28 protein-coding genes, 1 tRNA gene and 1 pseudogene are annotated in these 25,721 nt (G+C 71.2%); 13 read left to right on the top strand and 17 right to left on the bottom strand.

What is annotated here, in order from left to right:
• Positions 1-18: 18 nt before the first annotated feature.
• The gene (locus ABTZ54_RS03315; protein ID WP_351656689.1) at positions 19-1,407 is read left to right on the top strand and encodes an NAD(P)/FAD-dependent oxidoreductase; all 1,389 of its coding nucleotides are present in this window, start codon (positions 19-21) and stop codon (positions 1,405-1,407) included.
• 18 nt (positions 1,408-1,425) lie between these two features.
• On the opposite strand, the gene ABTZ54_RS03310 is transcribed toward ABTZ54_RS03315, so the two are convergent.
• On the bottom strand, positions 1,426-2,067 hold the full coding sequence (locus ABTZ54_RS03310) for a TOPRIM nucleotidyl transferase/hydrolase domain-containing protein (RefSeq protein WP_351656687.1): 642 nt from the start codon (positions 2,065-2,067) through the stop codon (positions 1,426-1,428).
• Positions 2,068-2,213: 146 nt separating this feature from the next.
• Positions 2,214-3,914: a DUF885 domain-containing protein gene (locus tag ABTZ54_RS03305; RefSeq protein ID WP_351656685.1), complete on the bottom strand. Its 1,701-nt coding sequence runs from the start codon at positions 3,912-3,914 to the stop codon at positions 2,214-2,216.
• A 660-nt stretch (positions 3,915-4,574) separates the two neighbouring features.
• On the opposite strand from ABTZ54_RS03305, the gene ABTZ54_RS03300 reads away from it, so the two are divergent.
• Complete coding sequence (locus ABTZ54_RS03300; RefSeq protein ID WP_351656683.1) at positions 4,575-4,979, top strand: hypothetical protein; 405 nt, start codon at positions 4,575-4,577, stop codon at positions 4,977-4,979.
• A gap of 163 nt (positions 4,980-5,142) precedes the next feature.
• On the opposite strand, the gene ABTZ54_RS03295 is transcribed toward ABTZ54_RS03300, so the two are convergent.
• Together ABTZ54_RS03295 and ABTZ54_RS03290 are read right to left on the bottom strand one after the other, a co-directional pair.
• The gene (locus ABTZ54_RS03295; protein ID WP_351656681.1) at positions 5,143-5,340 is read right to left on the bottom strand and encodes a hypothetical protein; all 198 of its coding nucleotides are present in this window, start codon (positions 5,338-5,340) and stop codon (positions 5,143-5,145) included.
• Between the two features lie 153 nt (positions 5,341-5,493).
• Positions 5,494-5,694: a hypothetical protein gene (locus ABTZ54_RS03290; RefSeq protein WP_351656679.1), complete on the bottom strand. Its 201-nt coding sequence runs from the start codon at positions 5,692-5,694 to the stop codon at positions 5,494-5,496.
• Positions 5,695-5,973: 279 nt separating this feature from the next.
• Here ABTZ54_RS03290 and ABTZ54_RS03285 point away from each other — a divergent pair, with 279 nt between their 5' ends.
• Both ABTZ54_RS03285 and ABTZ54_RS35670 read left to right on the top strand, forming a co-directional pair.
• On the top strand, positions 5,974-6,255 hold the full coding sequence (locus ABTZ54_RS03285) for a hypothetical protein (protein WP_351656677.1): 282 nt from the start codon (positions 5,974-5,976) through the stop codon (positions 6,253-6,255).
• A 275-nt stretch (positions 6,256-6,530) separates the two neighbouring features.
• A pseudogene (locus ABTZ54_RS35670) lies at positions 6,531-6,803 on the top strand (site-specific integrase); the annotation flags it as partial.
• Between the two features lie 338 nt (positions 6,804-7,141).
• Here ABTZ54_RS35670 and ABTZ54_RS03280 read toward each other — a convergent pair.
• Both ABTZ54_RS03280 and ABTZ54_RS03275 read right to left on the bottom strand, forming a co-directional pair.
• Positions 7,142-7,657: a hypothetical protein gene (locus ABTZ54_RS03280; protein WP_351656675.1), complete on the bottom strand. Its 516-nt coding sequence runs from the start codon at positions 7,655-7,657 to the stop codon at positions 7,142-7,144.
• 198 nt (positions 7,658-7,855) lie between these two features.
• Positions 7,856-8,284 carry a UTRA domain-containing protein gene (locus ABTZ54_RS03275; RefSeq protein WP_351656673.1) on the bottom strand — a complete coding sequence of 143 codons (429 nt, stop codon included), beginning with the start codon at positions 8,282-8,284 and terminating at the stop codon, positions 7,856-7,858.
• On the opposite strand from ABTZ54_RS03275, the gene ABTZ54_RS03270 reads away from it, so the two are divergent.
• Positions 8,283-8,504, top strand: coding sequence for a hypothetical protein (locus ABTZ54_RS03270; RefSeq protein WP_351656671.1), 222 nt, complete (start codon positions 8,283-8,285; stop codon positions 8,502-8,504). The genes ABTZ54_RS03275 and ABTZ54_RS03270 overlap by 2 nt on opposite strands.
• A gap of 92 nt (positions 8,505-8,596) precedes the next feature.
• Here the strand turns inward: ABTZ54_RS03270 and ABTZ54_RS03265 are convergent.
• Positions 8,597-8,670, bottom strand: a tRNA-Thr gene (locus tag ABTZ54_RS03265).
• Between the two features lie 182 nt (positions 8,671-8,852).
• Here ABTZ54_RS03265 and ABTZ54_RS03260 point away from each other — a divergent pair.
• The 4 genes from ABTZ54_RS03260 to ABTZ54_RS03245 all read left to right on the top strand — a co-directional run bounded on the left by ABTZ54_RS03260 (position 8,853) and on the right by ABTZ54_RS03245 (position 12,964).
• The gene (locus ABTZ54_RS03260) at positions 8,853-9,950 is read left to right on the top strand and encodes an ABC transporter ATP-binding protein (protein WP_351656669.1); all 1,098 of its coding nucleotides are present in this window, start codon (positions 8,853-8,855) and stop codon (positions 9,948-9,950) included.
• Between the two features lie 240 nt (positions 9,951-10,190).
• On the top strand, positions 10,191-10,601 hold the full coding sequence (locus tag ABTZ54_RS03255; RefSeq protein WP_351656667.1) for a hypothetical protein: 411 nt from the start codon (positions 10,191-10,193) through the stop codon (positions 10,599-10,601).
• A 39-nt stretch (positions 10,602-10,640) separates the two neighbouring features.
• Positions 10,641-11,354: a nucleotidyltransferase family protein gene (locus tag ABTZ54_RS03250; RefSeq protein WP_351656666.1), complete on the top strand. Its 714-nt coding sequence runs from the start codon at positions 10,641-10,643 to the stop codon at positions 11,352-11,354.
• Positions 11,355-11,488: 134 nt separating this feature from the next.
• Positions 11,489-12,964, top strand: coding sequence for a glycoside hydrolase (locus ABTZ54_RS03245; RefSeq protein ID WP_351656664.1), 1,476 nt, complete (start codon positions 11,489-11,491; stop codon positions 12,962-12,964).
• A 118-nt stretch (positions 12,965-13,082) separates the two neighbouring features.
• On the opposite strand, the gene ABTZ54_RS03240 is transcribed toward ABTZ54_RS03245, so the two are convergent.
• The 6 genes from ABTZ54_RS03240 to ABTZ54_RS03215 all read right to left on the bottom strand — a co-directional run bounded on the left by ABTZ54_RS03240 (position 13,083) and on the right by ABTZ54_RS03215 (position 19,428).
• Positions 13,083-14,648, bottom strand: coding sequence for a DoxX family membrane protein (locus tag ABTZ54_RS03240; RefSeq protein ID WP_351656662.1), 1,566 nt, complete (start codon positions 14,646-14,648; stop codon positions 13,083-13,085).
• A 125-nt stretch (positions 14,649-14,773) separates the two neighbouring features.
• Positions 14,774-15,733, bottom strand: coding sequence for a 23S rRNA (guanosine(2251)-2'-O)-methyltransferase RlmB (rlmB, locus tag ABTZ54_RS03235; protein WP_351656660.1), 960 nt, complete (start codon positions 15,731-15,733; stop codon positions 14,774-14,776).
• Between the two features lie 154 nt (positions 15,734-15,887).
• Positions 15,888-17,288 (bottom strand): cysteine--tRNA ligase, encoded by a 1,401-nt coding sequence (gene cysS, locus ABTZ54_RS03230; protein ID WP_351656659.1) that lies wholly within the window; start codon positions 17,286-17,288, stop codon positions 15,888-15,890.
• A gap of 70 nt (positions 17,289-17,358) precedes the next feature.
• A complete protein-coding gene (ispF, locus tag ABTZ54_RS03225) occupies positions 17,359-17,919 on the bottom strand; it encodes a 2-C-methyl-D-erythritol 2,4-cyclodiphosphate synthase (protein ID WP_351656657.1) in 561 nt (186 codons plus the stop codon).
• Positions 17,909-18,658, bottom strand: a complete 750-nt coding sequence (gene ispD, locus ABTZ54_RS03220; protein ID WP_351656655.1) for a 2-C-methyl-D-erythritol 4-phosphate cytidylyltransferase — start codon at positions 18,656-18,658, stop codon at positions 17,909-17,911. The genes ispF and ispD overlap by 11 nt, the downstream gene beginning before the upstream one ends.
• A 287-nt stretch (positions 18,659-18,945) precedes the next feature.
• Entirely contained in the window at positions 18,946-19,428 is a 483-nt protein-coding gene (locus ABTZ54_RS03215; protein ID WP_003953493.1) for a CarD family transcriptional regulator, read from the bottom strand.
• A gap of 632 nt (positions 19,429-20,060) precedes the next feature.
• Here ABTZ54_RS03215 and ABTZ54_RS03210 point away from each other — a divergent pair.
• Complete coding sequence (locus ABTZ54_RS03210) at positions 20,061-20,657, top strand: DUF461 domain-containing protein (RefSeq protein WP_351656654.1); 597 nt, start codon at positions 20,061-20,063, stop codon at positions 20,655-20,657.
• A gap of 94 nt (positions 20,658-20,751) precedes the next feature.
• Here the strand turns inward: ABTZ54_RS03210 and phoP are convergent, their stop codons facing one another.
• Complete coding sequence (phoP, locus tag ABTZ54_RS03205; RefSeq protein WP_466728736.1) at positions 20,752-21,423, bottom strand: two-component system response regulator PhoP; 672 nt, start codon at positions 21,421-21,423, stop codon at positions 20,752-20,754.
• A 40-nt stretch (positions 21,424-21,463) separates the two neighbouring features.
• Positions 21,464-22,783, bottom strand: a complete 1,320-nt coding sequence (locus ABTZ54_RS03200; protein WP_351656652.1) for a sensor histidine kinase — start codon at positions 22,781-22,783, stop codon at positions 21,464-21,466.
• Positions 22,784-23,055: 272 nt separating this feature from the next.
• On the opposite strand from ABTZ54_RS03200, the gene phoU reads away from it, so the two are divergent.
• The gene (gene phoU, locus ABTZ54_RS03195) at positions 23,056-23,736 is read left to right on the top strand and encodes a phosphate signaling complex protein PhoU (protein WP_351656650.1); all 681 of its coding nucleotides are present in this window, start codon (positions 23,056-23,058) and stop codon (positions 23,734-23,736) included.
• A 103-nt stretch (positions 23,737-23,839) separates the two neighbouring features.
• Positions 23,840-23,992: a hypothetical protein gene (locus ABTZ54_RS03190; protein WP_351656648.1), complete on the top strand. Its 153-nt coding sequence runs from the start codon at positions 23,840-23,842 to the stop codon at positions 23,990-23,992.
• 85 nt (positions 23,993-24,077) lie between these two features.
• Here ABTZ54_RS03190 and ABTZ54_RS03185 read toward each other — a convergent pair whose 3' ends face one another.
• A complete protein-coding gene (locus tag ABTZ54_RS03185) occupies positions 24,078-24,560 on the bottom strand; it encodes a GNAT family N-acetyltransferase (RefSeq protein ID WP_351656646.1) in 483 nt (160 codons plus the stop codon).
• 66 nt (positions 24,561-24,626) lie between these two features.
• Between ABTZ54_RS03185 and ABTZ54_RS03180 the strand changes: the two genes are divergently transcribed.
• Positions 24,627-25,181, top strand: coding sequence for a hypothetical protein (locus ABTZ54_RS03180; RefSeq protein ID WP_351656645.1), 555 nt, complete (start codon positions 24,627-24,629; stop codon positions 25,179-25,181).
• 39 nt (positions 25,182-25,220) lie between these two features.
• On the opposite strand, the gene ABTZ54_RS03175 is transcribed toward ABTZ54_RS03180, so the two are convergent.
• Positions 25,221-25,577 carry a hypothetical protein gene (locus ABTZ54_RS03175; protein WP_351656643.1) on the bottom strand — a complete coding sequence of 119 codons (357 nt, stop codon included), beginning with the start codon at positions 25,575-25,577 and terminating at the stop codon, positions 25,221-25,223.
• Between the last annotated feature and the right edge of the window lie 144 nt (positions 25,578-25,721).

The following is a 25,721-nucleotide window of genomic DNA, read 5'->3' as shown; positions in this document are numbered from 1 at the left end:
CCCGGAAGAGGGATAGACATGAGCACGATCAACGGCGGCATCTCGTTCTGGTACGCCCAGGAGGGCGCCCCCGCACCCCGCGAACCGCTGCCCGGCGACGCCACCGCCGACGTCTGCATCGTCGGCGGCGGGTATACGGGACTGTGGACCGCCTACTACCTCAAGAAGGCCGCCCCCTTCCTCAACGTCACCGTCCTGGAGGCGAAGTTCTGCGGTTACGGGGCCTCCGGCCGCAACGGTGGCTGGCTCTACAACGGCATCGCCGGCCGCGACCGCTACGCCCAGCTGCACGGTCACGACGCCGCCGTCCGCCTCCAGCACGCCATGAACGACACCGTCACCGAGGTCGTCGACGTCTGCGCCGCCGAGGGCATCGACGCCGACCTCCACCGCGGCGGCGTCCTCGAAGTCGCCCTCTCCCCCGCCCAGCTCGCCCGCCTCAAGGGCTTCCACGCGGGCGAGCTCGCCTTCGGCGAGAAGGACCGCGAGATGTACGGGGCGCGCGAGACCGCCGAACGGATCCGGGTCGCCGGGGCGGTCGGCTCCAGCTGGACCCCGCACGGCGCCCGCCTCCACCCGGTGAAGCTGGTCAAGGGGCTCGCCGACGCCGTCGAGGCGCTGGGCGTCACGATCCACGAGTCCACCCCGGTCACCGAGATCCGCCCGAAGCACGCCGTCACCCCGTACGGCACGGTCCGCGCCCCCTACGTGCTGCGCTGCACCGAGGGCTTCACCGCCTCCCTCGCCGGGCAGCGCCGCACCTGGCTCCCGATGAACTCCTCCATGATCGCCACCGAGCCCCTGACCGACGCCCAGTGGGAGTCGATCGGCTGGGACGGCCTGGAGACCCTCGGCGACATGGCGCACGCCTACATGTACGCCCAGCGCACCGCGGACGGCCGCATCGCGCTCGGCGGCCGGGGCGTCCCGTACCGCTTCGGCTCGAAGACCGACAACGACGGCCGCACCCAGCCGCAGACCATCGAGGCGCTGCGCGAGATCCTGGTCCGCTTCTTCCCGCAGCTCGCGGGCGTCGGCGTCGCGCACGCCTGGTCCGGTGTCCTCGGCGTCCCGCGCGACTGGTGCGCGACCGTCACCCTCGACCGCTCCACCGGCCTCGGCTGGGCCGGCGGTTACGTCGGCTCCGGCGTCGCCACCACCAACCTGGCCGCCCGTACCCTCCGCGACCTCGTCCAGCAGGACTCCGGCCAGGCGGGCCCGACCGAGCTGACCGCCCTGCCCTGGGTGAACCACAAGGTCCGCAAGTGGGAGCCCGAACCGCTGCGCTGGCTCGGAGTCCAGACGATGTACGCGGCCTTCCGCGGCGCCGACCGCCGCGAGGCCGTCGGACACAGCGCGGCCACGGACCCGGTGGCCACCCTGGCGAACCGGCTCAGCGGGCGGTGAGGCGCCCCGGCCCTGCTGTCAGAGGATGTCGAAGAGGTCGGCGAGCGGCGCGGGTACGCGGTCGGGGGTGAGCCCCTGGACGAGCACTCGGCCGTAGTGGATCTTGCGCCCCTTCTTGGTGCCGAAGAAGCGCCGCAGTTGCTGCTGCGGCGTGCGGTCCCGCTGCGCGGGCTGCCGCAGGAAGGTCTCCAGGGGCCGCAGGTCGCCCTCCTGGCGGATGAGCTCCGTCACCCGGTCCACGCCGAGCGCGCGGATCAGCTCGTCCTCCAGGTCGGCCGCGCACACGAAGTAGTCCCGGGGGTCGGCGCCGGCCCGCGCCCAGCCGCGCTCGTAGTAGGCGCGCTCCCGCTCGTCGCAGAGCCCGGTCAGGTGCAGCCGCAGCCCCGACGGCCCGAGGAACCGGGCGTACTGCCCGACGCTCATCGCCCCGCCCATCGCCAGGACGCAGATCCCCTCGCCGACCAGGTCCCGGTCCAGCTTCTCGGCCAGCGCGTCCACGGCGTTGACGTCGCTCGGCCCTTCGAGCAGGACCACGGTCCTGACCGGCAACTCCTCGGCCAGCCCGGCCGCGAGCTCCCGCGCCCGCTCGTCACCGGGACCACCGGGACCACCGCCTACCCAGGCGGTGACCGCGTCACGGAACGAGGTCATGTCGGCCATGGGACTCCTTCGCGGGGATGGGCGATGACGCGGCCCGATGATAGGCCCGCGAAGCGGACGAGCACCCACTGATTTCCCCCTGAAACTCCCTCAGAACTCCCTCAGAACTCCCCCTGAAACTCCCTCTGAACTCCCTCTGAACTCCCTCAGAGAACGGCCAGTTCCTCCTGGAGGTCCCGGAGGCCCAGGGGACCCAGCGAGAGGGCGGACATGTGCCAGGACTTCAGGTCGAACCGCTCGCCGCGCCGCGCGTGGGCGGCCTCGGCCGCGGCCCGGCCGTCCAGCCAGGCACGTTCGCCCAGCTTGTACGAGATGGCCTGACCGGGCAGGCCCAGATAGCGCCCGATCTCGCTGTCCACGAACCCGGGCGGCTGCCCGCTGTGCAGGGCGAGGAACTCCCTGGCCAGCGCGGGGGTCCAGGTCAGCCCCGCGCCGACCGGGGCGTCCGCGGGGATCTCAAGGGCGAGGTGCGCGCCGATGTCGACGACGACCCGGATCGCGCGCAGCATCTGCCAGTCGAGGAAGCCGAGCCGGTCGCCCGCGGTGGGCAGGTAGCCCGACTCGTCCATCAGCCGCTCCGCGTACATGGCCCAGCCCTCGGTACAGGCGTCGACGCCGCCGACGGTGGTCTGGTACGTCGAGAGCCGGTCGGCGAGATGCCGCCACTGGGCGAGCTGGAGGTGATGGCCGGGCACGCCCTCGTGGTACCAGACGCTGCGCAGGCTCCACAGCGGGAAGCGGGTGCGCCCCTGGGTCGGCAGCCAGGTCCGGCCGGGGCGGGAGAAGTCGACGCTGGGCGCGGTGTAGTAGGCGGCGGAGCCGCTGCCGGCCGGGGCGAGGGCGGCCTCGACCACGCGGAGCGGCGGGGCCAGTTCGAAGTGGGTGCCGTCGAGGTCGGCGAGGGCCTGGTCCATCCAGCCCTGGAGCCGCCGCCGGATCGCCTCCGCGCCCTCCTCGGCCTCGCCGTGCGCGTCGAGGTGCCGCATCGCCTCGCGGACGCCGGCCCCGGGACGTACCCGCTCGGCCTCGGCACGCATCTCGTCGCGGATCCTGCGGTACTCGGCCCAGCCCCAGGCGTAGGTCGCGCGCAGGTCGAGGTCGGCGCCGTTCCAGAAGCGGGCCCAGAGGCGGTAGCGGTCGGCGCCCACGCCGTCCGGCCGGTGCTCGGCCTCGGGGAGGTAGCCGGTGCGGAGCCAGTCCCGCAGGGCGGCGGTCGCGGCGGTGGCCCGGGCCGTGGCGGCGTCGAGGGCGGAGCGCAGCGGCGCCGGGACGTCGGCTGCGGCGCAGAACCCCGCGTACCAGCCGCGTCCGCCGCGGTCGCGGACCCAGGCGTCGAGCTGGTCGGCGATGACGCGGACCTGCGCGGGGGCGGCGACGAAGCGGCCCTTCCGCAGGGATTCGCGGAAGCCCGAGAGCGTGTCGGGGACGCGGGCCATGCGTGCGGCGACGGCGGCCCAGTCGTCCGCCCCGCCGGTCGGCATCATCTGAAAGACACCCTGGACGCGCTGCCGGAGGCCGTAGACGTTGACGACCTCGCGCAAGTACTCGTCGCCGTCACTGAGGGCCAGCCCCGCTTCGAGCCGCTCACGCAGCAGCCGCCCGCACCGGCGCTCCACGTCGCTCAGGCTGCCGGAGGCCCGCTCGGCCCGGTCGAGCTCCCGCAGGGTCGCGCGGGCCAGCCCGTCGAGCGCGGCACGCCCGTCCGGCGACAGGTCGGGCATGTCGCCGCGCCCGGCCGGGACGCCGAGGAAGGCGGCGGTGTCGGGATCGAGCCGGGAGAGCCCGTCGACGTACGCATCGGCGACCCGCCGCACAACCCACGACGCACCCGCCGTCCCGTCGTACACCGTCCCCCTCCCACCCCACCCATGCACCGATCGGCGACCGGCTCACCGACTCACCGGCCACGCCCCCCCTTTCGGCCAACGGATCATGGCGCGAAGAACACAACCCCGTCAATCACCCACGACCACCCCAAGCAGACCCCCCAACTACCGTGCCGCTCCCGTCTGTTCACCACTCCCGGCGACCCGGCCGACTCACTCCGCGAAGGTCAACGCAAGCCCGATGACCCCGAGGAACAGCCCACAGGGCAGCACGATGCCCCCCACGAGCCGAAAGAACCAAGGCCCGAAGCGCGAGGGCTCGGTGAGCCCCAGATCCATGACCCGAGCGGCGGTCACCGCCCGCACGGCATTACGCCGAGCCGCGACCTTGTCCGCGGCCCCCCGCAGATTGAAGAGGAACCTGGCCCCCCACCCCGCGGCACAGACCCCGAACACAACCAAAAAAATCCCCACACCCACCTGACACCCCTCCTCAACACGGCCACCGGAACGCGACCGTCCGCAGGACTGTGCCACCCACCCCCACCAGAACAAAACGATCAAGCCAATACGCACCAAATGAGACAGCTCGTGCCAAGGTTGCCCAGCCCGGCGAGCGACCGATGAGAGGGGCAGTGGTGCGACCATCACGAGAAGAAACGCCTGGTCGTCTACCAGGTGGTGGCAGCCAGACGCTGCACCTACCAGACCCTCACGTGGCAGATCCCCGCCCTCTCGCTCACAGCCCAGGCCTTCCTGATGACCATCGGCCTGGCACCCGGAACCGGACGCTTGGCGCGGGTGGCCGTCGGACTCCTCTCCATCGCCATGGCCTTGCTGACCATCCACTCGCTCCTCCGCCATCGCCGCCACGAACTGGCGGACTCGATCTGGCTGCAAGCATTCGAAGAGCGCCAGGGATGGCACCCCGTCCACGAAGCCGCCGAAACCAGAGCCGACAAGCTCCACGTCAGCCAGAGCCCCCTAGGCCGCGGCAGGTCGTACCGAATGTGGATCGCCGGCCTGGCCCTCTTCGGAACAGTCGGCGCGGGAGTCACCCTCAGCGGCCTCCTAGGCTGCACGTAGAGGGAGCGAGCACGGCCCTTCATGCTTGGCACACCGCGAGCTGCCGATGATCGCCTTGCCATGGCGGGCAACCCCCCACGCTGGCCACGCAGTCGACGACGGCCAGGAGCGCAGAGGGAAGCGGCCGAAGCACGGACCGGGCGCGGAGAAGCACCGCGGCTGCTCAGAACTCCCAGAACATGGAGGGTTCCCACCCCTGCGGAAGAGACCGGCCCATGAAGATGTAGACGGGCCCGTACGGCGTATCCGTCCGGCGCGCCTGAAACTGGTCCAGGTCGTGAGCGCAGTACCGCCGCAACAGATCAATCATCTGCGCGAACTCGTCGCCACTGAGCCCCTCGCCACTCCGCCCATCAGCCATGCCCGCCATGCTAGGCGCACCGCCCGACTGCCCCCGCTCCAACAAGAGCGGTAGTCCCAGAGCCCCGGCAATCAGAACGGCATCCAACTGGGCTTCGAACCGACGCCCCCCGCCGGTGAAGCCATCGGCGTGCGCACCTTCCGATCCGTAGCTCTAGCCGGATCGGTCAGCCGTGGCCTTCCGGCCGCCGCGCTTTGCCCATTCGCGCCCATAGAGCACGGCCAGCGAGAAGAGTGAACAGGCCAGGACACCGCGGATGATTACGTCGTCTTCGATGACCAGAAAAACCAGCAGCGGCACCAGGATCAGTAGGTGCCCATGCGGATGATTCCGCCAATCGCTCTTGTCTGCCATGCCACCTCCCAGCCGCACCCTAGCGCGCAGCTCCGTCGCAGTAGCCACCCCAGGACCGGCGAGGCAGAACGCAGCCGGGCGCTCCTGGCGATGGCGATATGGGACCCAACCGACGGCCAGGCTCCGCCGATGGCCAAGAGTGCCCTGCCTGCATCGACCGCGCGCAGCCTGTCCAAAGCCCTTCGAACTCGGAGGCATGCGATTGATCACTGACCGAGTCTCGGCGACCCCCAAGGAAATCGGGAGCCACGGCGACAGGCGTCGTGGCAAGTTGGCGCCATGAGCGAGACGGCAGACCCCGGCAATCCGAACGGCATCCAGGTGGGCGACATCTACGAGGACTGCTCGTTCCACCCGGTCCTGTGCACAGCGGTTGATGACGTGGCAGGCGTAGTGCTCAGCGGCATCTCGCTCATCGACGGCAGCTTCCCGCGCTCGTGCGATGCCCTGCACTGCGGGCCCATCCGCATCCACGTCGAGGAGGTCATGGCCATCAAGCAAGACCTGGAGGGATACGCCCGCCGGCGAAAGGCGGAGCTGAGAATTGACTGCAACACCTGATTCGGCGTCAGCTCGTCAAAGCCTCTGCAAGCAAGCGCTCGGCCCCGCAACTGCGGGCCGAGTCGGCCGCCGCGGCCGTAGCCATGCTCGGTGTCGCGGCCACGGCCTTCGGGATGCTCGCGGGTGGTCTCTGGCCGGTCCTGGGCGGGATCGTGACGGTGTCCGGGTGGGTCGCGCTGAGGACGACCCGCCGACGCTTTGCTGCTCCCCCGACCGTACAGGCGTGAAGTCAGCTGAGCGCCAAGGGACACATCCGGCCTAGGTGTTGGGCGCCGCTTGAGGACCCCACCCGGGAGCTCGGCGAAGGCGTGGTTCGGCTCCGCATCAGGCCGACATTCGGCACCGGGACCGCCGCCGCCATCACCACGCCCCGCGCAAGGGCACAGCGGACCGGCCTCCTCGAAGCGGGCGTGGGCGAGCCGACCGCGGTCAGGGCGTACCCACTCCTGCGGGCGATCCTGAGCACCGCCGTGGACGACGAGATGATCCGACGGAACCCTCGCCGCATCTGGGGCGCCAACCGCTACGACGTCCCCGCGCGCCCTGTCCGACCGTCGCGGGAAAGCTCGGCGAGGTGAGCCGCCGAGTCCGGAGTGACAGCGATCCGGGGCCTTCTGGCGCGCCGGGCGGCCCGCCCCCGATCACGCGAAAGGGCCGGCCCAGGGAAGCCCTCGCGCCGGCCCTCCGCCCACAAACCCCCTGTCGGGTTCGAACCGACGACCCCCGCTTTACAAGCGGTAGACCTACGACGGGGCCAACCTGCGCTCCAGCAGACGGCGCCAGGCGCGGGCGAGAACCCCGCCAACGCCCCTCGCCCCCGCCATTCCCCGCCCGATCTGGCACGGATGTGGCACGGCCGTGGCACGCCTTCCTCATCCGGCCCGCGCTAGTCAGCCGTCAGGCTGCTCGGCTCCTCGCCCCGGTACGGCATCCAGCGGTATCCGGGCCGGAAGGGGACGTACTCGTCACCGAGGCCGAGCTCACCATGGAGGCTCTCGCGGAGCACGAGCCCATGGAGGCTGCCGTCGGCCAGTTCCGCCGACCACTCGGCCTTGAGCTCGACGGGATCCAGCAGGGCCTCGGGGTCCCATCCGACGCGTGCGGTGACGTACCCGTCGAACGTGGCGAGCAGCTCGTACAGCTGGTGCCCCAGCTCCGTGAGCTCGGCTGCGGTGAGCCGGATCGCGGGAAGCGTGCCGTCCAGGGTGACTCCCCAGCCGACGGCCACCGGTAGGACGGAAACCTCGACGCACGAGCCGGTGGTCGCCAACAGCGGCCGATGGAGTGGGATGCGGTGATCACCTGCGCGCAGGACCCTCGGCCGGGGATCCGCAAGAACGGCCGCCCTCGCGGCCTCGATGTCGTCGCCGAAGTTCACGACCAGCTCGAAGCAGATCGCCATGACACGCCCCCTCTTCTTCTTCCTTTGATCAGCTCTCCCGCTCGGCTCGCTCCAGGACATCGATCGCCTTCCGTCGCCACCGAACGACCGCCACCGCGATGTGCGTTCCTACCAGCAGCACACCCACCGGTGCACTCCAGATCACAGCGCTGACTGCACGTTCCAGAGATTCCAGCGCCCACCCCTCGTACAGGTCCACTACCGGCCGACAGGGATCTCGTAAACGATCTCGCACAGTGCTGCGGGCACGACGATGTCGGCCGTCTCCACTGGGCGGCCCTCGTCGCTGTAGTACGTCGCCGGATGTGCGTGACGAGAGCGGCCTTCTGGATCCCGAGCAGCGGTGCCTCCTCGGCGGTCGCCTGCGATCGCGGCCATCCTGTTCACGACGCCGGCCCCGGCATGTGGCACACCCTTGGGAAGAACGATGAAGGTGCCGGCGGTGAGGTCGTACGGCTCCCAGCTCGTCGAGAGCTGCACAGGCCTGCCGTCGGCGAGGAACTCGTAAGCGGTCCGGACGCACAAGTCACCCTCGCCAATCCCCAGCCTCGCGGCGATCTCAGCCATGGCCGGCACCTTGGCGTCGGTCCGACTCTCCCAGCCGCTCCGCTTGCCCAGGGCCTTCATGTCCGCCCGGAACGGCGAACCGTCGGGCTGCTCGCGAGCCGCGGAACGAACCATCCGCACCCGCTACCGGGGCTCGGCGACATACGTCCCCGAACCGGCCCGCCCCTCCAACACACTGGCGGACAGCCGGGCGGCGAGCCTCGGCGGCCGCACCCTGTGGGCCGTCGTACGCAAGCTGGTCCCCGCGACGGGCGATGTCCTGAGACCCGACCATCAGTGAAGTCTCGCCGAGCTTGCCCGCGGCCGTGGGGTCCGGCTCGACATGCGAAAGGGCCGGCCCCGGGAATCCCCCGCGCCGGCCCTCCGCCCACGAGCCCCCTGTCGGGTTCGAACCGACGACCCCCGCTTTACAAGAGCGGTGCTCTGGCCAGCTGAGCTAAGGAGGCAGCCAGTGCAGTGTAACGAACCGGTGCCCGGGGTTGGTCGGGAATCTCAGCGGGGTGGGGCTGCTGACAGATCCGGGATCGCCAGGTAGCGTCACTTGCGGTTCACCCAGGTGGACTAGACCTCAATCCTTCCTTTACACGGATCGTCCGGCACGTTCCTGCCGGTGAAGGGACACATCACCATGGCTTCCGTCACCTACGACAAGGCGACCCTGGTCTACCCCGGCGCCGAAAAGCCCTCCGTCAACGAGCTGGAGATCGAGATCGCCGACGGCGAGTTCCTCGTGCTCGTCGGCCCCTCCGGCTGTGGCAAGTCGACCTCGCTGCGCATGCTGGCCGGTCTGGAGGACGTCACCACCGGTGCCATCCGCATCGGTGACCGCGACGTCACGCACCTGCCGCCGAAGGACCGGGACATCGCCATGGTGTTCCAGAACTACGCGCTCTACCCGCACATGACCGTCGCCGACAACATGGGCTTCGCGCTCAAGATCGCCGGCGTCAACAAGAGCGAGATCCGCACCAAGGTCGAAGAGGCCGCGAAGATCCTCGACCTCACCGAGTACCTCGACCGCAAGCCCAAGGCGCTCTCCGGCGGTCAGCGCCAGCGTGTCGCCATGGGTCGCGCCATCGTGCGTGAGCCGCAGGTCTTCCTCATGGACGAGCCGCTGTCGAACCTCGACGCCAAGCTGCGCGTCTCGACCCGTACGCAGATCGCGAGCCTCCAGCGCCGCCTCGGCATCACCACCGTGTACGTGACGCACGACCAGACCGAGGCCCTCACCATGGGCGACCGCGTCGCCGTCCTCAAGGACGGTCTGCTCCAGCAGGTCGACACCCCGCGCAACATGTACGACAAGCCCGCCAACCTCTTCGTCGCCGGCTTCATCGGCTCCCCCGCCATGAACCTGATCGAGGTCCCGATCGCCGACGGCGGCGTGAAGTTCGGCAACAGCGTCGTCCCGGTCTCCCGTGACGCCATCGCCGCCGCCTCCGCCAAGGGCGACACCACGGTCACCGTCGGCGTCCGCCCCGAGCACTTCGACGTGCAGAGCGCGACCAGCAAGGACGGCCTCGCCGTGACCGTGAACGTCGTCGAGGAGCTCGGCTCCGACGGCTTCGTCTACGGCTCCACCCGCGTCGGCGGCGAGGACAAGGACCTGGTCGTCCGCGTCGGCGGCCGTGACGTCCCCGCCAAGGGCTCCACCCTCCAGGTCGTGCCCCGCTCCGCCGAGCTGCATGTCTTCTCGACCTCCACCGGTGAGCGTCTCTCCGACTGACGGCAGAGCGGTAGAGCAGTAGAGCAGCAGAGCAGCCCCGTTCCCCGCTTGCGGGGGGCGGGGCCGTTCGCGTACAGGAGGCATGAAAACGCGACTCGGCGAAAACCCCGGCAGAACTGGGCGATCAGGACCCCGGCCGCCGCCCCGCGTCAACACGGGATTCGAAAAGACACTTCGAACGATCCCCCGCGAGAGTGACTAAATGTCGCCATTTCACTACCGGCCGCTACGCTCGCCTGCGTGACGCACACTGCCCGCCGAATCGGCCGCTCTCTCGCCCTCGTCCTGCCCGTCGTCCTGGTGCTCTCAGGAACGCTCGCGGTGTCCGCCGTTCCGTGGGCCGGCAACAGCTCCGGGACCGAGCTGCTGGCCTCGTCCACGGACGTCTCGACCCCGGCCAAGTCCCGTGCCCCGCAGGATGTTCTGCGCGACCAGCTGCTCGCAGAGCTTCAGGAGAAGGACCCCGGAACGGCCCTCACCCACCTCCAGCGCGAGGTGGAGAACCGGCCGTCGCTCGCCAAGCACTGCATGTCCATCGCCAAGTCGCTCGGCGCCGCCGCCGTCCGCCACTACGGCCCCACGCGCGCCCAGTCCTTCTCCCGCCCGGTCTGCGACACCTCCTTCGCGACCGGCGTCATGCACGCGAGCTGAGTGGAGCCCGGCCTCGCCGGTGCGCATATCGTTCCCGGTATGCATACCTCCCCGACGCAGGCGGTGGTCCTGGCGGGCGGCCAGGGCTCGCGGCTGCGCCCGTACACCGACGACCGCCCCAAGCCGATGGTCGAGATCCCGGGCACCGGGACCCCGATCATCGGCCATCAGCTCTCCTGGCTCGCCGCCGAGGGAGTGACGGACGTCGTCGTCTCCTGCGGACACCTGGCCGAGGTGCTCCAGGAATGGCTGGAGAGCGCCGTCCTGCCGCTCAAGGTGACGACGGTCGTCGAGTCGGAGCCGCTCGGCCGCGGCGGCGGCCTGAAGTACGCCGCCGCCCATCTGCCCGACCCCGACAAGCCCTGGTACGCCACCAACGGCGACATCTGGACCCGCTTCTCGCTCCGCGAGATGGCCGACTTCCACCAGGAGCGCGACGCCACCGCGACCCTCGCCCTGGCCCGCCCCCGCATCCCCTGGGGCGCCGTCGAGACCGACGCCTTCGGCCACATCACCGACTTCATCGAGTCGCCGCCGTCCCCGTACCTCATCAACGCGGGCGTGTACGTCTTCTCCGCCGCCTTCACCGGCCTGCTCCCCGACCTCGGGGACCACGAGCGCACCACCTTCCCCCGGCTGGCCCGCGAACGGCGCCTGGCGGGCTTCCCGCTGCCCCAGGGGGCCTACTGGCGGGCGATCGACACCGCCAAGGACCTCACCGAGGCCGCCAAGGAGCTGGCCGCGCAGGCCTGATCCCCGTGCCCCGCCCGTATCCCGCCCGTAACCCCGCCCGTACCCCCTTCGGGCCGGTCGTTGCCGATCTTGGAGCGGGCGGTGAGAATCGGGCGGGGTCCGGACCGGACCCCATCTGACACAGGGGGGTACGGATGGACCGGCGCCAAGTGCTGCGCGGACTCGCGGCGATACCGGGCGCGGCCGCGCTGACCGGCCTGAGCGCGGGCACCGCGCGGGCGGACTTCGCGACCGTCGTCGACCCGACCGCCGACTGGGGCACCTGGGAGGGCTGGGGGACGTCCCTGAGCTGGTGGGCCAAGGCGGTCGGGCCGGACGAGAAGGTCGCGGACGCGCTGTTCGGCCGGGGGACGACACCGCTGCTCGGGCAGACGCTGCCCGGGCTCGGCATGAACATCGTGCGCTACAACGCGGGCGCCTCGGGCACCCACGCCATCGAGGGCCGCACCATGAAGCCGGCGCCGAGCCTCGACGGGTACAAGCAGATCGAGGGCTACCAGCTCGACTGGTACAGCGCCGACCCCTCCTCCCCCAGCTGGAACTGGTACGCCGACGCGCACCAGCGCGACATGATGTGGCTGGCCAGGGACCGCGGGGCCGACACCTTCGAGCTGTTCTCCAACTCGCCGATGTGGTGGATGACGCGGAACGACGACCCGCGCGGCCACGACGGCAAGTGGACCAGCAACCTCCGGGACGCCGACTACGGGCGCCACGCGGCCTATCTGGCCACCATCGCCCGGTACGCCCACGACCACTGGGGCATCGACTTCCGCTCCGTACAGCCGGTGAACGAGCCCTGCCTGCCGTGGACGCCCGAGGAGGGGCGCGGCCAGGAGGGCTGCTTCTTCGAGCCGGGGCAGCAGGCGCGGCTCATCGCGGAGACCCGCACCCAGCTGAACGCCCGCGACCTGGCCTGGATGGAGATCCCGGCCATGGACGAGAACGGGTACGACTACGCCCTGACGACCTGGAACCAGTTCGACGCCGCCACCCGGCAGGCCGTCGGCCGGATCAACGTCCACGGATACCGCTCCGACACCCGCCGCGACCTGCTGTACGCGGCGGCCGCGGCGGCCGGGAAGCGGATCTGGATGTCGGAGTACACCGACGGCGACGCGAGCGGCATGACCATCGCCCGCAGCATCGGGTACGACATGCGCTGGCTCCACCCGACGGCCTGGGTCTACTGGCAGGTCGTCGACAACAGCAACGGCGGCGGCTGGGGGCCGATCGAGCTCGTGGACGGCCGGCTCGGCCTGGTCAACACGAAGTACTACGTCCTGGCCCAGTACACGCGGCACATCCGGCCCGGCATGCGGATCATCGAGTCCGGCCACCCGGACGTCGTGGCCGCCTACGACCGCGCCGCGCGCAAGCTGGTGATCGTCGCCGCGAACCACGGCGGCGACCAGTGGATCGACTTCGACCTCTCGCGCTTCACCACGGCGTCCTCCGACGGCGCCCTCGTCGAGCGCTGGTGCACGGCCACCACCGGCACGGAGCGGTACGGGTACCACCAGGACACCTTCATGCACGGGCGCCGGTTCTGGTCGTGGTTCCCCGGCCAGTCGGTCCAGAGCTTCGAGGTCACGGGCGTCGACCTCTGAGACCTCTGAGAGCTCTGAGCCGAGTGGGGACCGGGGCCTGAGCCACGACAGGGCCCCGGGTGACCGTGTCGGTATCCGTCACGTCACCCGGGGCCCTGGCCGTCTTCTCGCGCGTACGTCAGCCCAGCAGGCCGCCGATCGGGTTCTGCGGGCCCGACGTGGACGAGCCGCCGTCCGTGGAGCCGCTGCCGCCGCTGCCGCTGCTCGGCGTGCCGCTCGTGCCGCCGGAGCCGCCGGAGCCCGAGCCCGTGGAGGTCGGCGGGGCGGCCGTGCGCGACTGGCTCGGGGTGCGGGTGCTGCTGCCCTGCGTGGCCGGCGGGGTGGTCCGCTCGCTGCGGCGGGGCTCCCGGGTCCGGGACGGCTCGGCCGTCTTCTCGGCCCGCTCGCGCTCGCCGCTCGCCCCGGTCGTCGCCGAGGGCTCGGGCTTCGGCTGCTTGCGGGACGGGCCGGTGGCGCCCGGCTCCTTCGGGAGCGGCTCGCCGGGGAGGTGGTTGATCGGGTCGTCGTTCGGACCCGGGACCGTGACCATCTGCGTGGACCGCACGGCGCCGCCCAGCATCGAGCCGATCAGCAGCGTGAGCCCGACGACGACCGCGGCGACGACCGTGCCGCGGCGCAGCACCCGGCGGCGCAGCTCCCCGAGGCCGGAGCGCGGGCCGAGGGTGCGCCAGGCCTCGCCGGCCAGGCGCCCATCGATCGAGTAGACCGGGGCGCCCGCGATGATCAGCGGCGACCAGGCGGCCAGGAAGATGATGTCGGGCGCGTCGTAGACGGGGACGGTCTTCCAGCTGACCGTCAGGATCAGCGCCGCGGACAGCAGCGCGCCGACGACCGCGGCGACCCGCTGCCACAGGCCCAGGACGGTCAGGACGCCGACGACGACCTGGAGGAAGGCGACCGTGAGCCCGGCGCCGACCGGGTGCTGGAGGGCGAAGTCGCGCAGCGGCTCGGCGAGCGCCCATGGGTGCAGCGAGTTGAGCCACTTGACCATGGAGCCGCGCTCGCCGCCGTCGAAGTAGACGGGGTCGCAGAGCTTGCCCATGCCCGCGTAGATGGAGATGAAGCCGAGGAAGACCCGCAGCGGCAGCAGCACCACGCCGAGGTTCATCCGGCGGCCCGGGTAGTAGGCGTGCCGGACCGCGTCGGCGCCGTGCCGGTGCGGGCCCCGGGCGTCGGGGTCGGCGCCGGGGTGATGGGCGTCGGGCTCGATCGCGTACAGGTCGTCGTACCCGACCTCGTCGTACGCCCCCTCGGCGCGCCGCATCGGCGGCAGCAGCGGGGCGGCGGGCACCACGGGGGTGGGCATCGTGTCGTCGACGCGGGGGATGGTCTGGGTCGACGGCTCCAGGGTGGAGACCGAGGAGGCCAGGGCGCCCGGGGCCATCGAAGACACCGACGACTCGCGCACCGCCTGGAGCAGGCCGGTCGCGCCCGGCGCGGACTTCCCGGTCCATACGACGGGCCGACGGCGCCCGGCACCGGCCGCTCCGGCCGCCGCTCCGGCTCCGGCGAGGGCGGCGATACGCGGGCTCGCGGCGAACTTCGGCTGTTGGGCCGGCGCGAGCCGCACACGGAAGCTGGCGTGGTTCACGATCACCTGGGCGGGATCGGAATCCACTTTGACCATGCTCAGCGCGGGCTGATCGTCGAACCCCGGCCGGGGCGTTCTGGTGTCCACACTCATCTAACCGAGTGATGTGCGTTTAGGACACTGCCTTGACGGCCCGCAAATGTCCGAGACCCGTCAAGATCACGGACGGGGCCCGTCCCCCGTTCGGGTCAGCCCGTACGGGGGAACGGGAAACCCGATCAGCGCATCCGGCGGCGCGCGGCCTCGTACAGCACGACGCCCGCCGCGACACCGGCGTTCAGCGACTCGGCGCCGCCCGGCATCGGGATGCGGACGAGGTAGTCGCAGTTCTCGCCGACGAGGCGGCCGAGGCCCTTGCCCTCGGAGCCGACGACGATGACGACCGGGCCGGCCAGCGCCTCCAGGTCCTGCACCTCGTGCGTGCCCTCGGCGGCGAGGCCGACGATCGCGATGCCGGCCTTCTTGTACTCCTGGAGCGCGCGGGTCAGGTTGGTGACGCGGGCGACGGGGGTACGCGCGGCGGTGCCGGCGGAGGTCTTCCAGGCACCGGCGGTCATGCCGGCGGCGCGGCGCTCGGGGATGACCACGCCGTGGCCGCCGAAGGCGGAGACGGAGCGGACGATCGCGCCGAGGTTGCGCGGGTCGGTGACGCCGTCGAGGGCGACGATCAGCGGGTCCTCGCCGTCGTCGTAGGCGGCGGCCGTGAGGTCCTCGGGGTGCGCGTACTCGTACGGCGGGACCTGGAGGACCAGACCCTGGTGGTTCAGCCCGTTGGTCATGCGGTCGAGCTCGGGGCGCGGGGCTTCCATCAGGTTGATGTTGCCGCGCGCGCCGGCGAGCTGGAGCGCCTCGCGCACCCGCTCGTCGTTGTCGATGAACTGCTGCACGTACAGCGTGGTGGCGGGGACGCCGTCGCGCAGCGCCTCGAAGACCGGGTTGCGGCCGACGACCATCTCGCTCGCGCCCTTGGGGCCGCCGCGGCGGGGCGCGGGGCGGCGCTTGGCGGCCTGCCGGGCCATCGCGTTGGAGACGCGGAAGGCCTTGTGCCCCTTGCGGTCCTCGGCCTTGGGCGTCGGGCCCTTGCCCTCCAGGCCCTTGCGCCGCTGGCCACCGCTGCCGATCGTCGCGCCCTTCTTGTTGGACGTGCGACGGTTCCTGCGCTGGCTGTTCCCGGCCATGACTACCTGTTTCCTCTGCCTGCTGCGTACGTGCGTCAGTCCGCGCGTACTCCCTGTGCGTAAGTCTCTGTGTGTAGGACGTGTCCGTGTGGATGACAAGTCCGGTAACTGAAGTGTGCCGTCCGGGGCCCCGGACGGCACATTCATCGTCGCTCTAGCGGTTGCCGAGCGTCCAGCGGGGGCCGTCCGGACCGTCCTCGATCGCGAGGCCCGACTGGCTCAGCTGGTCGCGGATGGCGTCCGCGGTCGCCCAGTCCTTGCGCTCCCGCGCCGACTCGCGCTGCTGGAGCACCAGCCGTACGAGGGTGTCGACGACGCCGTGGAGCTCCTCGCCGCCACCGGACTCCTCGGCCCAGTGCGGGTCGAGCGGGTCGAGCCCGAGGACGCCCAGCATGGCGCGGACCTCGGCGAGGCGGGCGACGGCCTCTTCCTTGTCGTCGGCGGCCAGCGCGCTGTTGCCCTGGCGGACCGTGGTGTGGATGATCGCCAGCGCGTGCGGCACACCCAGGTCGTCGTCCATCGCCTCGGCGAAGGCCGGCGGCACCTCGGCGGCGGGGGCGACGGGCGCCCCGGCCTTCTCGGTGGCGCGCTGGACGAAGCCCTCGATACGGGCGAAGGCCGCCTCCGCCTCGCGCAGGGCCTCCTCGCTGTACTCGATCATCGACCGGTAGTGCGGGGTGCCCAGGTAGTAGCGCAGGACGATCGGGCGCCAGTTCTTCACCATCTCGGAGACGAGGACGCTGTTGCCCAGCGACTTCGACATCTTCTCGCCGCTCATGGTGACCCAGGCGTTGTGCACCCAGTACCGCGCGAACTCGTCGCCGAAGGCCTTGGCCTGGGCGATCTCGTTCTCGTGGTGCGGGAAGATCAGGTCGAGGCCGCCGCCGTGGATGTCGAAGGCGGAGCCCAGGTACTTGTGGGCCATCGCCGAGCACTCCAGGTGCCAGCCGGGACGGCCGCGGCCCCACGGGGTCTCCCAGTCGGGCTCGCCCGGCTTGGTCGCCTTCCACATGGCGAAGTCGCGCGGGTCGCGCTTGCCGGTGATGCCCTCCTCGGTGGGCTGGCGCAGGTCGTCGATGTCCTGGTTGGACAGCGCCAGGTACTCCGGGAAGGAGCGCACGTCGAAGTAGACGCTGCCGTCCGCCTCATAGGCGTGACCGCGCTCGATGAGGCCGCGCATCATCTCGATCATCTCGGGCACGTGGCCGGTGGCGCGCGGCTCGTAGGTCGGCGGGAGGCAGCCGAGCGCGTCATAGCCGTCGTTGAACGCGCGCTCGTTCTCGTAGCCGATCGACCACCAGGGGCGGCCCTGGTCGGCACCCTTGGCGATGATCTTGTCGTCGATGTCGGTGACGTTGCGGATGAACGTGACGTCGTAGCCGCGGTACGCGAACCAGCGGCGCATGATGTCGAAGTTCAGCCCCGACCGGATGTGTCCGATGTGCGGGGCGGCCTGCACGGTCGCGCCACAGAGGTAGATCGAGACACAGCCCGGCGTGAGCGGGGTGAAGTCACGGATCTGCCGGGCGCTGGTGTCGTACAGGCGAATGGTCACCACCCCAGGGTAGTGGGCGGGTGGTAGTGCCCCGCGCCCGTTTCCCGGTCGCGGGGCGCCTTTTTTCCGCCTAGGCGGCCGATTCCGGGACCGGTTCGGGCGATACGGGACGGGGGTGTACGCGATAGACCAGGGCGGTGGCGATGGCGGCCAGGCCCTCGGCGCGCCCGGTGAGGCCGAGTCCGTCGGTCGTGGTGCCCGAGACGGAGACCGGCGCTCCGGCCGCCTCGCCGAGCGCCTTCTGCGCCTCGTCGCGGCGCTTGCCGACCTTGGGGCGGACGCCGACGACCTGGACGGCGATGTTGCCGATCTCGAAGCCCTCGGCGCGGACGATCCGGGCGGCCTCGGCGAGCAGGGTGACGCCGGAGGCGCCGGACCACTCGGGGCGGGAGGTGCCGAAGTGGGCGCCGAGGTCGCCGACGCCGGCGGCGGAGAAGAGCGCGTCGCAGGCGGCGTGGGCGGCGACGTCACCGTCGGAGTGCCCGGCGAGCCCGTACTCCTCCCCCTCCCAGAGGAGGCCCGCGCACCACAGCTCGCGGCCCTTCTCGAAGGCGTGGACGTCGGTGCCGATGCCGGTACGGGGGATGAGCGGCTGCTCCATGGGCGGCTGGTACAGGGGCTCAGAAGCCATCGTTGGCCCTCCTGCGGGCGAGTACGGCCTCGGCGAGGACGAGGTCGAGCGGTCGGGTCACCTTGAAGGCCTCCTCGTGGCCGGGCACGACGACGACGGGCGCGCCAAGACGCTCGACCATGCCGGCGTCGTCGGTGGCGCCCTCGCCCGTGAGGGCGACGGTGGCGTGGGCGTTGACCAGCGTGTCGCGGTCGAAGCCCTGCGGGGTCTGCACGGCGCGCAGGCGGGCGCGGACGGGGGTGGCGACGACCTGCTCGGGGCCGCCGGGACGCTCGGCCGGCTCGACCTCCTTGACGGTGTCGGCGACGGGCAGCGCGGGGACGACGGCCACGGCCCCGTCCCGTACCGCCTCGATCACGGCGTCGACGGTGTCGACCGGGACCAGCGGGCGGGCGGCGTCGTGCACGAGGACGACGGCGACGTCCTCGGGGACGGCGTCCAGGCCGAGGCGCACCGACTCCTGGCGGGTGTCGCCGCCGGGGACGACGACGTAGTCGGTCCGCTCGGGCAGCGCGTGCGCGTCGAGGAGGTTCTTGACCTCCCCGGCGCCGTCGGACGGGGCCACGACCACGACGAGGGAGACCGCGCGGGAGGCGGCCATGGCCCGTACGGCGTGGATGAGCATGGGGGTGCCGTTCAGCGCGCGGAGCGCCTTGGGGGCGCCCGGGCCGAGGCGCACGCCCCGGCCGGCCGCCGGGATCACCACGGCGGTACGTGAGGGACGCGCTTCGTCTGACATCGGTTGCACTCCGGCAGGTTTGTTTCCGCGGGCGACGTGGGTATGGCGTCAACGAGCTTGTTGCGACGCCTCGACCGGGCCCTTTCCGTGACGACGGTCGGGGCGTCGCCTTGCGAAAGCGGCACGGACAGGTGCGGGGGGTCGGGAAAAGAGAGACGAACATGCCGCGGTGCCCGTCGACGGCGCTGTGGCATCGATGGGTTCATCGATGGGATTCACAGCGCGCCGGCAGGCACCGCGGCATGGGTGATGAGCATGGCTGGACGCCAAGCGTCAGTGCGCAGGCGTCAGGACGCGAGCACCTCGTCGAGGAGGGCCTCGGCCTTGTCCTCGTTGGTGTTCTCCGCGAGAGCGAGCTCGCTCACCAGGATCTGGCGAGCCTTGGCGAGCATCCGCTTCTCACCTGCGGAGAGGCCACGCTCCCGCTCGCGGCGCCACAGGTCGCGCACCACTTCGGCGACCTTGATGACGTCGCCGGAGGCGAGCTTCTCCAGATTTGCCTTGTAACGACGAGACCAGTTCGTCGGCTCCTCGGCGTACGGCGCGCGCAGCACCTCGAAGACCCGGTCCAGCCCATCCTGACCGACCACGTCGCGAACTCCGACGAACTCCGCATTGTCCGCCGGGACACGAACCGTCAGGTCGCCCTGCGCGACCTTGAGCACCAAGTAGGTCTTGTCCACGCCTTTGATCTGGCGAGTTTCGATGGCCTCGATCAGCGCGGCCCCGTGATGGGGATAGACCACGGTGTCGCCAACCTTGAACGTCATGTGACAGGTACCCCTTCCGTGGCTATCCAGGGTAACACGGATACGGCTTCTTCTGAATGGCGTTTTCGCAGGTCAGGGCATATCTCGGGGCTTGACAACAGCGCGGCGAACGTGCTGCGGCGGGCTTCCGGAAGGCGGTATTCGCAGGTCGGAGCGGCTGCGCGGACGGAGAGAAACGCGCACGTTACACCTGTCCGGGGCGTCTCGACAGAGGGCCGATGCCCCGGTTTGCCCGGTTCGGTGTGGCCCTCTTCACGTACTCCGTTCGAGGATCGACCACCCGTACGGATGCATCCAGGGTACTCAACCGACCGAATCCCGAATTGATCACCGGGAGGCCCGTCCGGCTTTTCCGGAGAGCGGGCGGAGGGAATGCGGGGGCGGCGGTCGAATTGATCACCGCGGTTATGTGAACGGCAGGTCAATGGGGTGTGATCCGGCCATGTCGGCGTGTTCATGACGGTCCGGAACGGGCCGTGACCGCGCCGTCGCGCACCGGCCCGGCGAGCCGGTCGACGCTTAGGGGGCGGGTCGGGTGCGGGACGGAGAGTGCGGCTCGGTAACCTAAGGCCGCTGACACACCTTTAGCTCGTCCTTAGCCTTGTCCGTTCGTCCTAGGAGATGCCGCCGCCGTGAGCCGCAGCCTTCGACGCGGCGCTCTCGCCGCCACCGCCATCGTGATCTCGGTCGCCTCGCTGTCCGCCTGTGGTGCGGGTAATGACGCACAGACGCTCGGCGTCCGGCCGGACAACGCCGCCGTCACGGTGGACGACGTCAAGATCCAGAACGCTCTGGTGATCACCCAGCCCGACCCGGGCGTGGTCGGCCCCGCCGTCGTCTCCGCGACGGTCTTCAACAACGGCCTCACCCGCCAGACCCTCGACTCGATCACCCTGCCGGGCACGCTCGGCACGGTGAAGCTCAAGGCGGCCGAGGGCGCCGGCCCGATCGTCGTCCCCCCGGGCGGCTCCGTCGTCATCGGCGGCCAGGGCAACGCGTCCGCCACCATCGAGGGCGGCCTGCGCGAGGCGAAGAACGGCGACTCCCAGAAGGTCGTCTTCAAGCTGAGCAAGACCGGTGACGTGGGCCTGAGCGCCTTCGTCGTCCCGGCCAAGAGCTACTTCAAGGACTTCGGCCCCTCCGAGGTCCCGGCCCCTCCGGGCACCACGCCGACGACCCCGGCCACCACGCCGGCGTCGGGCGAGCCGACGCAGGCGGCCGGTCACTGACCGTCCAGCTGTACGAAAGGGGCGCCCCCTCCGTGAGGAGGGGGCGCCCCTTTCGTATGGCCTGCTTACGGCCTTCGTGCGGCCGGCTTACGGCCTACGGCTCGAACTTGTAGCCCAGGCCCCGCACCGTCACCAAGTAGCGCGGCGCACCAGGATCCGGCTCGATCTTGGCGCGGAGGCGCTTCACGTGGACGTCGAGGGTCTTGGTGTCGCCCACGTAGTCCGCGCCCCAGACGCGGTCGATGAGCTGCATGCGGGTCAGCACGCGGCCCGCGTTGCGCAGCAGCATCTCCAGGAGGTCGAACTCCTTCAGGGGCAGGTCGACCTTGCCGCCCGCGACGGTGACCACGTGGCGGTCGACGTCCATGCGGACCGGGCCGGCCTCCAGGGCCGCGGGGGTGACCTCCTCCGGCTCGCCGCGGCGGCGCAGGACCGCGCGGATGCGGGCGACCAGCTCCCGCGAGGAGAAGGGCTTCGTCACGTAGTCGTCGGCTCCTATTTCCAGGCCGACGACCTTGTCGATCTCGCTGTCCTTGGCGGTCACCATGATGACCGGGACGTTCGAGCGGCCGCGCAGCTGGCGGCAGACCTCGGTACCGGGCAGGCCCGGCAGCATCAGGTCGAGGAGGACGAGGTCCGCCCCGTTGCGCTCGAACTCGTCGAGGCCGTCGGGCCCGGTCGCCGCGACGGCGACCTCGAAGCCCTCCTTGCGGAGCATGTACGACAGGGCGTCGCTGAAGGATTCCTCATCCTCGACGACAAGCACTCGGGTCACGGAAGGACCTCCGGGGCGGGGAGCGGTTCGGTCATGAGATCGGGGGTGTGGGAGAGGCGGAGGCGGCGGTGCCGGGAGCGGCGTCGAACTCCGCGCCGAACTCCGAGTCGAAGTCCGGGTCGAAGCCGGAGTCCAGCTCGGGATCGAGGTCGAAGTCGGGGTCGAGTCCGGTCTCGGCCCCGGACCCCCGGTTCCGCCGCGCGGCGCCCGCCTCGGGCAGCCGCAGCGTGAAGGTGGAACCCTGGCCTTCGGTGCTCCAGACCGTGACCTCCCCGCCGTGCGAGGCGGCCACGTGCTTGACGATGGCCAGCCCGAGCCCCGTGCCTCCCGTGGCACGGGAACGGGCCGGGTCGACCCGGTAGAAGCGTTCGAAGATCCGCTCGCGGTCCTTCTCCGAGATGCCGATGCCCTGGTCGGTCACGGCTATCTCGATCAGGTCGCCGCCGGGTGCCGCGACGCGGCGGGCGGCGATGCCCACCCGGGTCCGGGCCGGCGAGTAGTTGACGGCGTTCTCGACGAGGTTGCCGAGGGCGGCGGCGAGCTGTCCGCGGCTGCCCCAGACGTGCAGGTCGGCGGTGCCGCCGGAGGCCATGGTGATCTGCTTGGTGGACGCGGTGTGCCGGGAGCGGTCGATCGCCTCCGCGACCAGCTCGTCCACCCGTACCGGCTCGGAGTCCTCCAGCGGGTCGTCGTTCTGCACCCGGGAGAGGTCGATGAGCTCCTGTACGAGGTTGGTGAGACGGGTCGCCTCGATCTGCATCCGGCCGGCGAAGCGGGTGACCGCCTCGGGGTCGTCCGAGGCGTCCATGACGGCCTCGGAGAGCAGGGAGAGCGCGCCCGTGGGCGTCTTGAGCTCATGGCTCACGTTGGCGACGAAATCGCGCCGTACCGCTTCGATACGGCGTGCCTCCGTCAGGTCCTCGACAAGCAGCAGCACCAGGCGCGAGCCCAGCGGGGCGACCCGGGCGGAGACGGCGAGGGCCTCGCCGCGTCCCGTGCCGCGCCGTGGCAGGTCGAGCTCGACCTGCCGTATCTCCCCGTCCCTGCGGGTGTCGCGGGCCATGTTGAGCATGGGCTCGACGGCCAGCTTCCCGCCCCGGACCAGACCGAGGGCGTACGCCGCCGAGCTGGCCTTGACCACCGAGTCGCTCTCGTCGAGCACGACCGCGGAGGAGCGCAGCACGGACAGCACGGTGTCGACGCCGGGCGGGAGCACGGCGTCGGTGTGCAGGGAGGTACGGGTGGGTCTCGCCTGGTCGCGCTCGCTCCAGCGGAACGCCAGCATGGCGATCACGCCGGTGCACACTCCGGCGATAGCGGCCAATGCGGCGACCGCCGCGTTCACGTCCATGGCAACAAGGTTATGCGGGTCCGCCGACACTCTCCCAGCCGTCCGAGTGGCTGCTCGAACAGTCGTCGCTCAGAGTTCACCGTGGGGACCGTGCTGGTTCATTTGCTCCGGTGCGGTCCGCGCCGCGTGTCGCCCAGAGTTCACCTAGGGGAAAGTGCCGGTTCATTTCAGGGGGTGGATCCGGACGCGTACGGGGCCGAACGTGGGAGCGTGGGAGTCCGAGCACCCACCCGGACCCCGGCCTAGAGGCGTACAGGTAGAGAGGGACACCCATGCGGGACGCGTACCACGAGGAACTTGACTCGATCGGCGAGGGCCTGGTCGAGATGGCCCGGCTGGTCGGGTCGGCGATCGGGCGCGCCACGACGGCGATGCTGGACGCGGACCTGAAGCTGGCGGAGAACGTGATCGCCGCGGACCAGAAGGTCGACGACCTCCAGCACGACCTGGAGGCCCGCGCGATAGCCCTGCTCGCCCGGCAGCAGCCGGTGGCGACGGACCTGCGGATCGTGGTCACCTCGCTGCGCATGAGCGCCGACCTGGAGCGCTCGGGCGACCTGGCCCAGCACGTGGCGAAGCTGGCCCGGCTGCGCTTCCCGGACCGCGCGGTGCCGAACGACCTGCACGCGACGATCCTGCAGATGGGACAGCTGGCGCAGCGCCTGATGGCGAAGGCGGCGGAGGTCATCATCACCAAGGACGTCGACCTGGCGCTCCAGCTGGAGCAGGACGACGACGAGATGGACCTGCTGCACCGGACGCTCTTCCAGCACCTGATGGACGACCGCTGGAGCCACGGCATCGAGACGGCCGTCGACGTGACGCTGCTGGGCCGCTACTACGAGCGGTTCGCGGACCACGCGGTGTCGGTGGCGAAGCGCGTGGTGTACCTGGTGACGGGCGAGCACGCGGACGAGCTCCAGCAGAGCGAGGCGCCGGTCGAGGGCGCGTAAGCCGGACGGAGCCGGGGGCCGCACAACAGTGCGCCGTTGATGCGCCCTGTTGGGTGGGCATCCAATGGAAGGAGGCGAGGTACGCCTTCCAAGGAGGGACCCCATGGCCGAATCCGCTCCGACCCCCGACCCCCAGCAGGAGACCCCGCGCACCGCGGAGTTCCTGCCCGTCCTCGGCGCCTGCGGCTGCGGCTCGGGCTGCGGCTGCGGCTGCCAGTCCGGCGGACCGTGCCAGTGCGGGGGCTGCTCCGGCTGACCGGTCGGTGCGGGCCCCGCCGTCACGGGGCCCGCACCGCTCGTGGTCCCGCCTGGGCGGGAACGGGGCCCGCACCGCCCGGCGGTCAGCCCTGGTCGGGACCGATGTCCAGCACGCCGACGAGCTGCTGCCCGGCGCGCTCCCCGGTCTCCCGGAAGCCCAGCTTCCGATAGAACTCGCCGGGCCCGTGCTCCCCCGGCTCCCAGCACACGTACATCTCGCGCGCCCCGCGCCGCACGAGCTCCTCCCGCACGGCCTCGACGGCGAACCGCCCGTACCCGCCCCCCTGCCGCTCGGCGGCGATGTTCAGCCGCCACAGCCCACTGCGCCGGTCCTCCGGGTCCTTCTCCGCGTCCCACTGGATGTCGACGAAGGCCATCACGAACCCGACGAGCTCGTCCCCGTCGAACACCAGCCGCGGCCAGGCCGTCTCCCCGTACGCGTACGCCTCGGCGAGCGAGCGCACGACGGGGGCGACGTTCTTGGTCTGATGGGGATGGACGCGCAGGTCGAGGGCGGCGTCGACGGTGGCGGGGGTGACCGGCTCAAGCCGGAGTGACGTGCTCATGGCCTGGACGGTAACGAATCGCACAGGGGCTCGGCACGCGAGTATTCCCTGGTCCAGGATTCCTCCATGCCCCTCCCTCGCAAGCCGCGCCCCGCCGTCCCGCTCCTCGTCTCGCTGGCAGCCGCCGCACCACTGCTCGCCGGCTGCTCGGTGCCGGTGGTGGGGCTGACGGGCGTGACGGTGTCGAAGGACGGACAGCCGATGGGCGTGGTCCTGGTGTGCGACGACCGGATCGACTCGGCGGTCTTCCATCCGGAGGAACCGGCGGAACCGGAAGATCCGGAAGCGGAGACCGCGGCCGAGCCGGAGTACACGGACCGCTGGTCCGCCGCCGCGCCGGTCGAGGACTTTGCGACCTGGCCGCTGGCCTCCCCCACCGGCGGCGCCGGCTGGACCCCCGAGAAGCCCCCGCGTCCCCTGCGGCCGGGGCAGGTCTACACCCTCTACGGCGCCACCCGGGACAACTCCTCGTCGACCGACCCGCACTCCTTCACCCTCGCCGACCTGACGAAACTCACCCCGGACCAGGTCCGCTACACCGACCCGGACACGGGCACGGCCCGCACGGCCACCGTCGCGGACTTCCGCGCCCACGCGTGCGAGGAGCGGTCCGCGGACTGACGGACGGGCAGGGGCCCCCGCGCACGGGGGCCCTGCGGGTCAGCCTGCGGGGAGGAAGACGACCGAGCGGAGCTTCAGGCGGTCGGAGGCGGGGTGGCCGTGGGGGCGGAGGCGCCACTCGTTGCCGGTGCAGTCGGGGCCGGTGAAGACGAGCGCGAAGTCGTCGGTGGCGTTGTGCGGGGCGAAGGCGGGCTCCGAGGAGGACGGGTCGGCCACCTCCGGGAGGGTGATGCAGACCTCGCTCTCCGGGTCGTGGAGGGTGACGGTGACGGGCTCGCCGTTCAGGCCGACGACCTTGTAGGAGAAGTCGCCCGTGGCGGCGTGGGCGGGCGTGGCCAGGGCGGCCGTCAGGGCGAGGGCACCGCAGGCGGTGACGAGGGAGTGCCGGAGACGCACAGGGGTTCTCTTTCGTGAGGCCGGAACGCGGCGGTACGGGAGGACGGGGGTACGGCAGCCCCGGGCGCGCCGAGGCGGCCGGGTCATCTGCACCTGTGCTCCCCCTGCGTCCCCTTCATGCCGAGGCCCCGAGCCGGAAGGTTT

It is taken from the genome of Streptomyces sp. NPDC094032 (assembly GCF_040303965.1).
In the GTDB taxonomy this organism is placed as follows: Bacteria; Actinomycetota; Actinomycetes; order Streptomycetales; family Streptomycetaceae; genus Streptomyces.
The sequence above is the reverse complement of the archived record's forward strand: the minus strand, read 5'-3'. Positions and strand labels throughout refer to the sequence as shown.

Coding starts and splice junctions, on each gene's coding strand:
- rlmB (WP_351656660.1), bottom strand. CDS start 15,733: ATGGCCGGGAACAGCCAGCGCAGGAACCGTCGCACGTCCAACAAGAAG.
- ABTZ54_RS03310 (WP_351656687.1), bottom strand. CDS start 2,067: ATGGCCGACATGACCTCGTTCCGTGACGCGGTCACCGCCTGGGTAGGC.
- ABTZ54_RS03185 (WP_351656646.1), bottom strand. CDS start 24,560: ATGAGCACGTCACTCCGGCTTGAGCCGGTCACCCCCGCCACCGTCGAC.
- ABTZ54_RS03290 (WP_351656679.1), bottom strand. CDS start 5,694: ATGGCAGACAAGAGCGATTGGCGGAATCATCCGCATGGGCACCTACTG.
- ABTZ54_RS03270 (WP_351656671.1), top strand. CDS start 8,283: ATGTCCGCCCGGAACGGCGAACCGTCGGGCTGCTCGCGAGCCGCGGAA.
- phoU (WP_351656650.1), top strand. CDS start 23,056: ATGCGGGACGCGTACCACGAGGAACTTGACTCGATCGGCGAGGGCCTG.
- ABTZ54_RS03215 (WP_003953493.1), bottom strand. CDS start 19,428: ATGACGTTCAAGGTTGGCGACACCGTGGTCTATCCCCATCACGGGGCC.
- ABTZ54_RS03285 (WP_351656677.1), top strand. CDS start 5,974: ATGAGCGAGACGGCAGACCCCGGCAATCCGAACGGCATCCAGGTGGGC.
- ABTZ54_RS03280 (WP_351656675.1), bottom strand. CDS start 7,657: ATGGCGATCTGCTTCGAGCTGGTCGTGAACTTCGGCGACGACATCGAG.
- ABTZ54_RS03190 (WP_351656648.1), top strand. CDS start 23,840: ATGGCCGAATCCGCTCCGACCCCCGACCCCCAGCAGGAGACCCCGCGC.
- ABTZ54_RS03250 (WP_351656666.1), top strand. CDS start 10,641: ATGCATACCTCCCCGACGCAGGCGGTGGTCCTGGCGGGCGGCCAGGGC.
- ABTZ54_RS03180 (WP_351656645.1), top strand. CDS start 24,627: ATGCCCCTCCCTCGCAAGCCGCGCCCCGCCGTCCCGCTCCTCGTCTCG.
- ABTZ54_RS03275 (WP_351656673.1), bottom strand. CDS start 8,284: ATGAAGGCCCTGGGCAAGCGGAGCGGCTGGGAGAGTCGGACCGACGCC.
- ABTZ54_RS03260 (WP_351656669.1), top strand. CDS start 8,853: ATGGCTTCCGTCACCTACGACAAGGCGACCCTGGTCTACCCCGGCGCC.
- ispD (WP_351656655.1), bottom strand. CDS start 18,658: ATGTCAGACGAAGCGCGTCCCTCACGTACCGCCGTGGTGATCCCGGCG.
- ABTZ54_RS03295 (WP_351656681.1), bottom strand. CDS start 5,340: ATGGCTGATGGGCGGAGTGGCGAGGGGCTCAGTGGCGACGAGTTCGCG.
- ABTZ54_RS03315 (WP_351656689.1), top strand. CDS start 19: ATGAGCACGATCAACGGCGGCATCTCGTTCTGGTACGCCCAGGAGGGC.
- ABTZ54_RS03240 (WP_351656662.1), bottom strand. CDS start 14,648: ATGAGTGTGGACACCAGAACGCCCCGGCCGGGGTTCGACGATCAGCCC.
- ABTZ54_RS03200 (WP_351656652.1), bottom strand. CDS start 22,783: ATGGACGTGAACGCGGCGGTCGCCGCATTGGCCGCTATCGCCGGAGTG.
- ispF (WP_351656657.1), bottom strand. CDS start 17,919: ATGGCTTCTGAGCCCCTGTACCAGCCGCCCATGGAGCAGCCGCTCATC.
- ABTZ54_RS03245 (WP_351656664.1), top strand. CDS start 11,489: ATGGACCGGCGCCAAGTGCTGCGCGGACTCGCGGCGATACCGGGCGCG.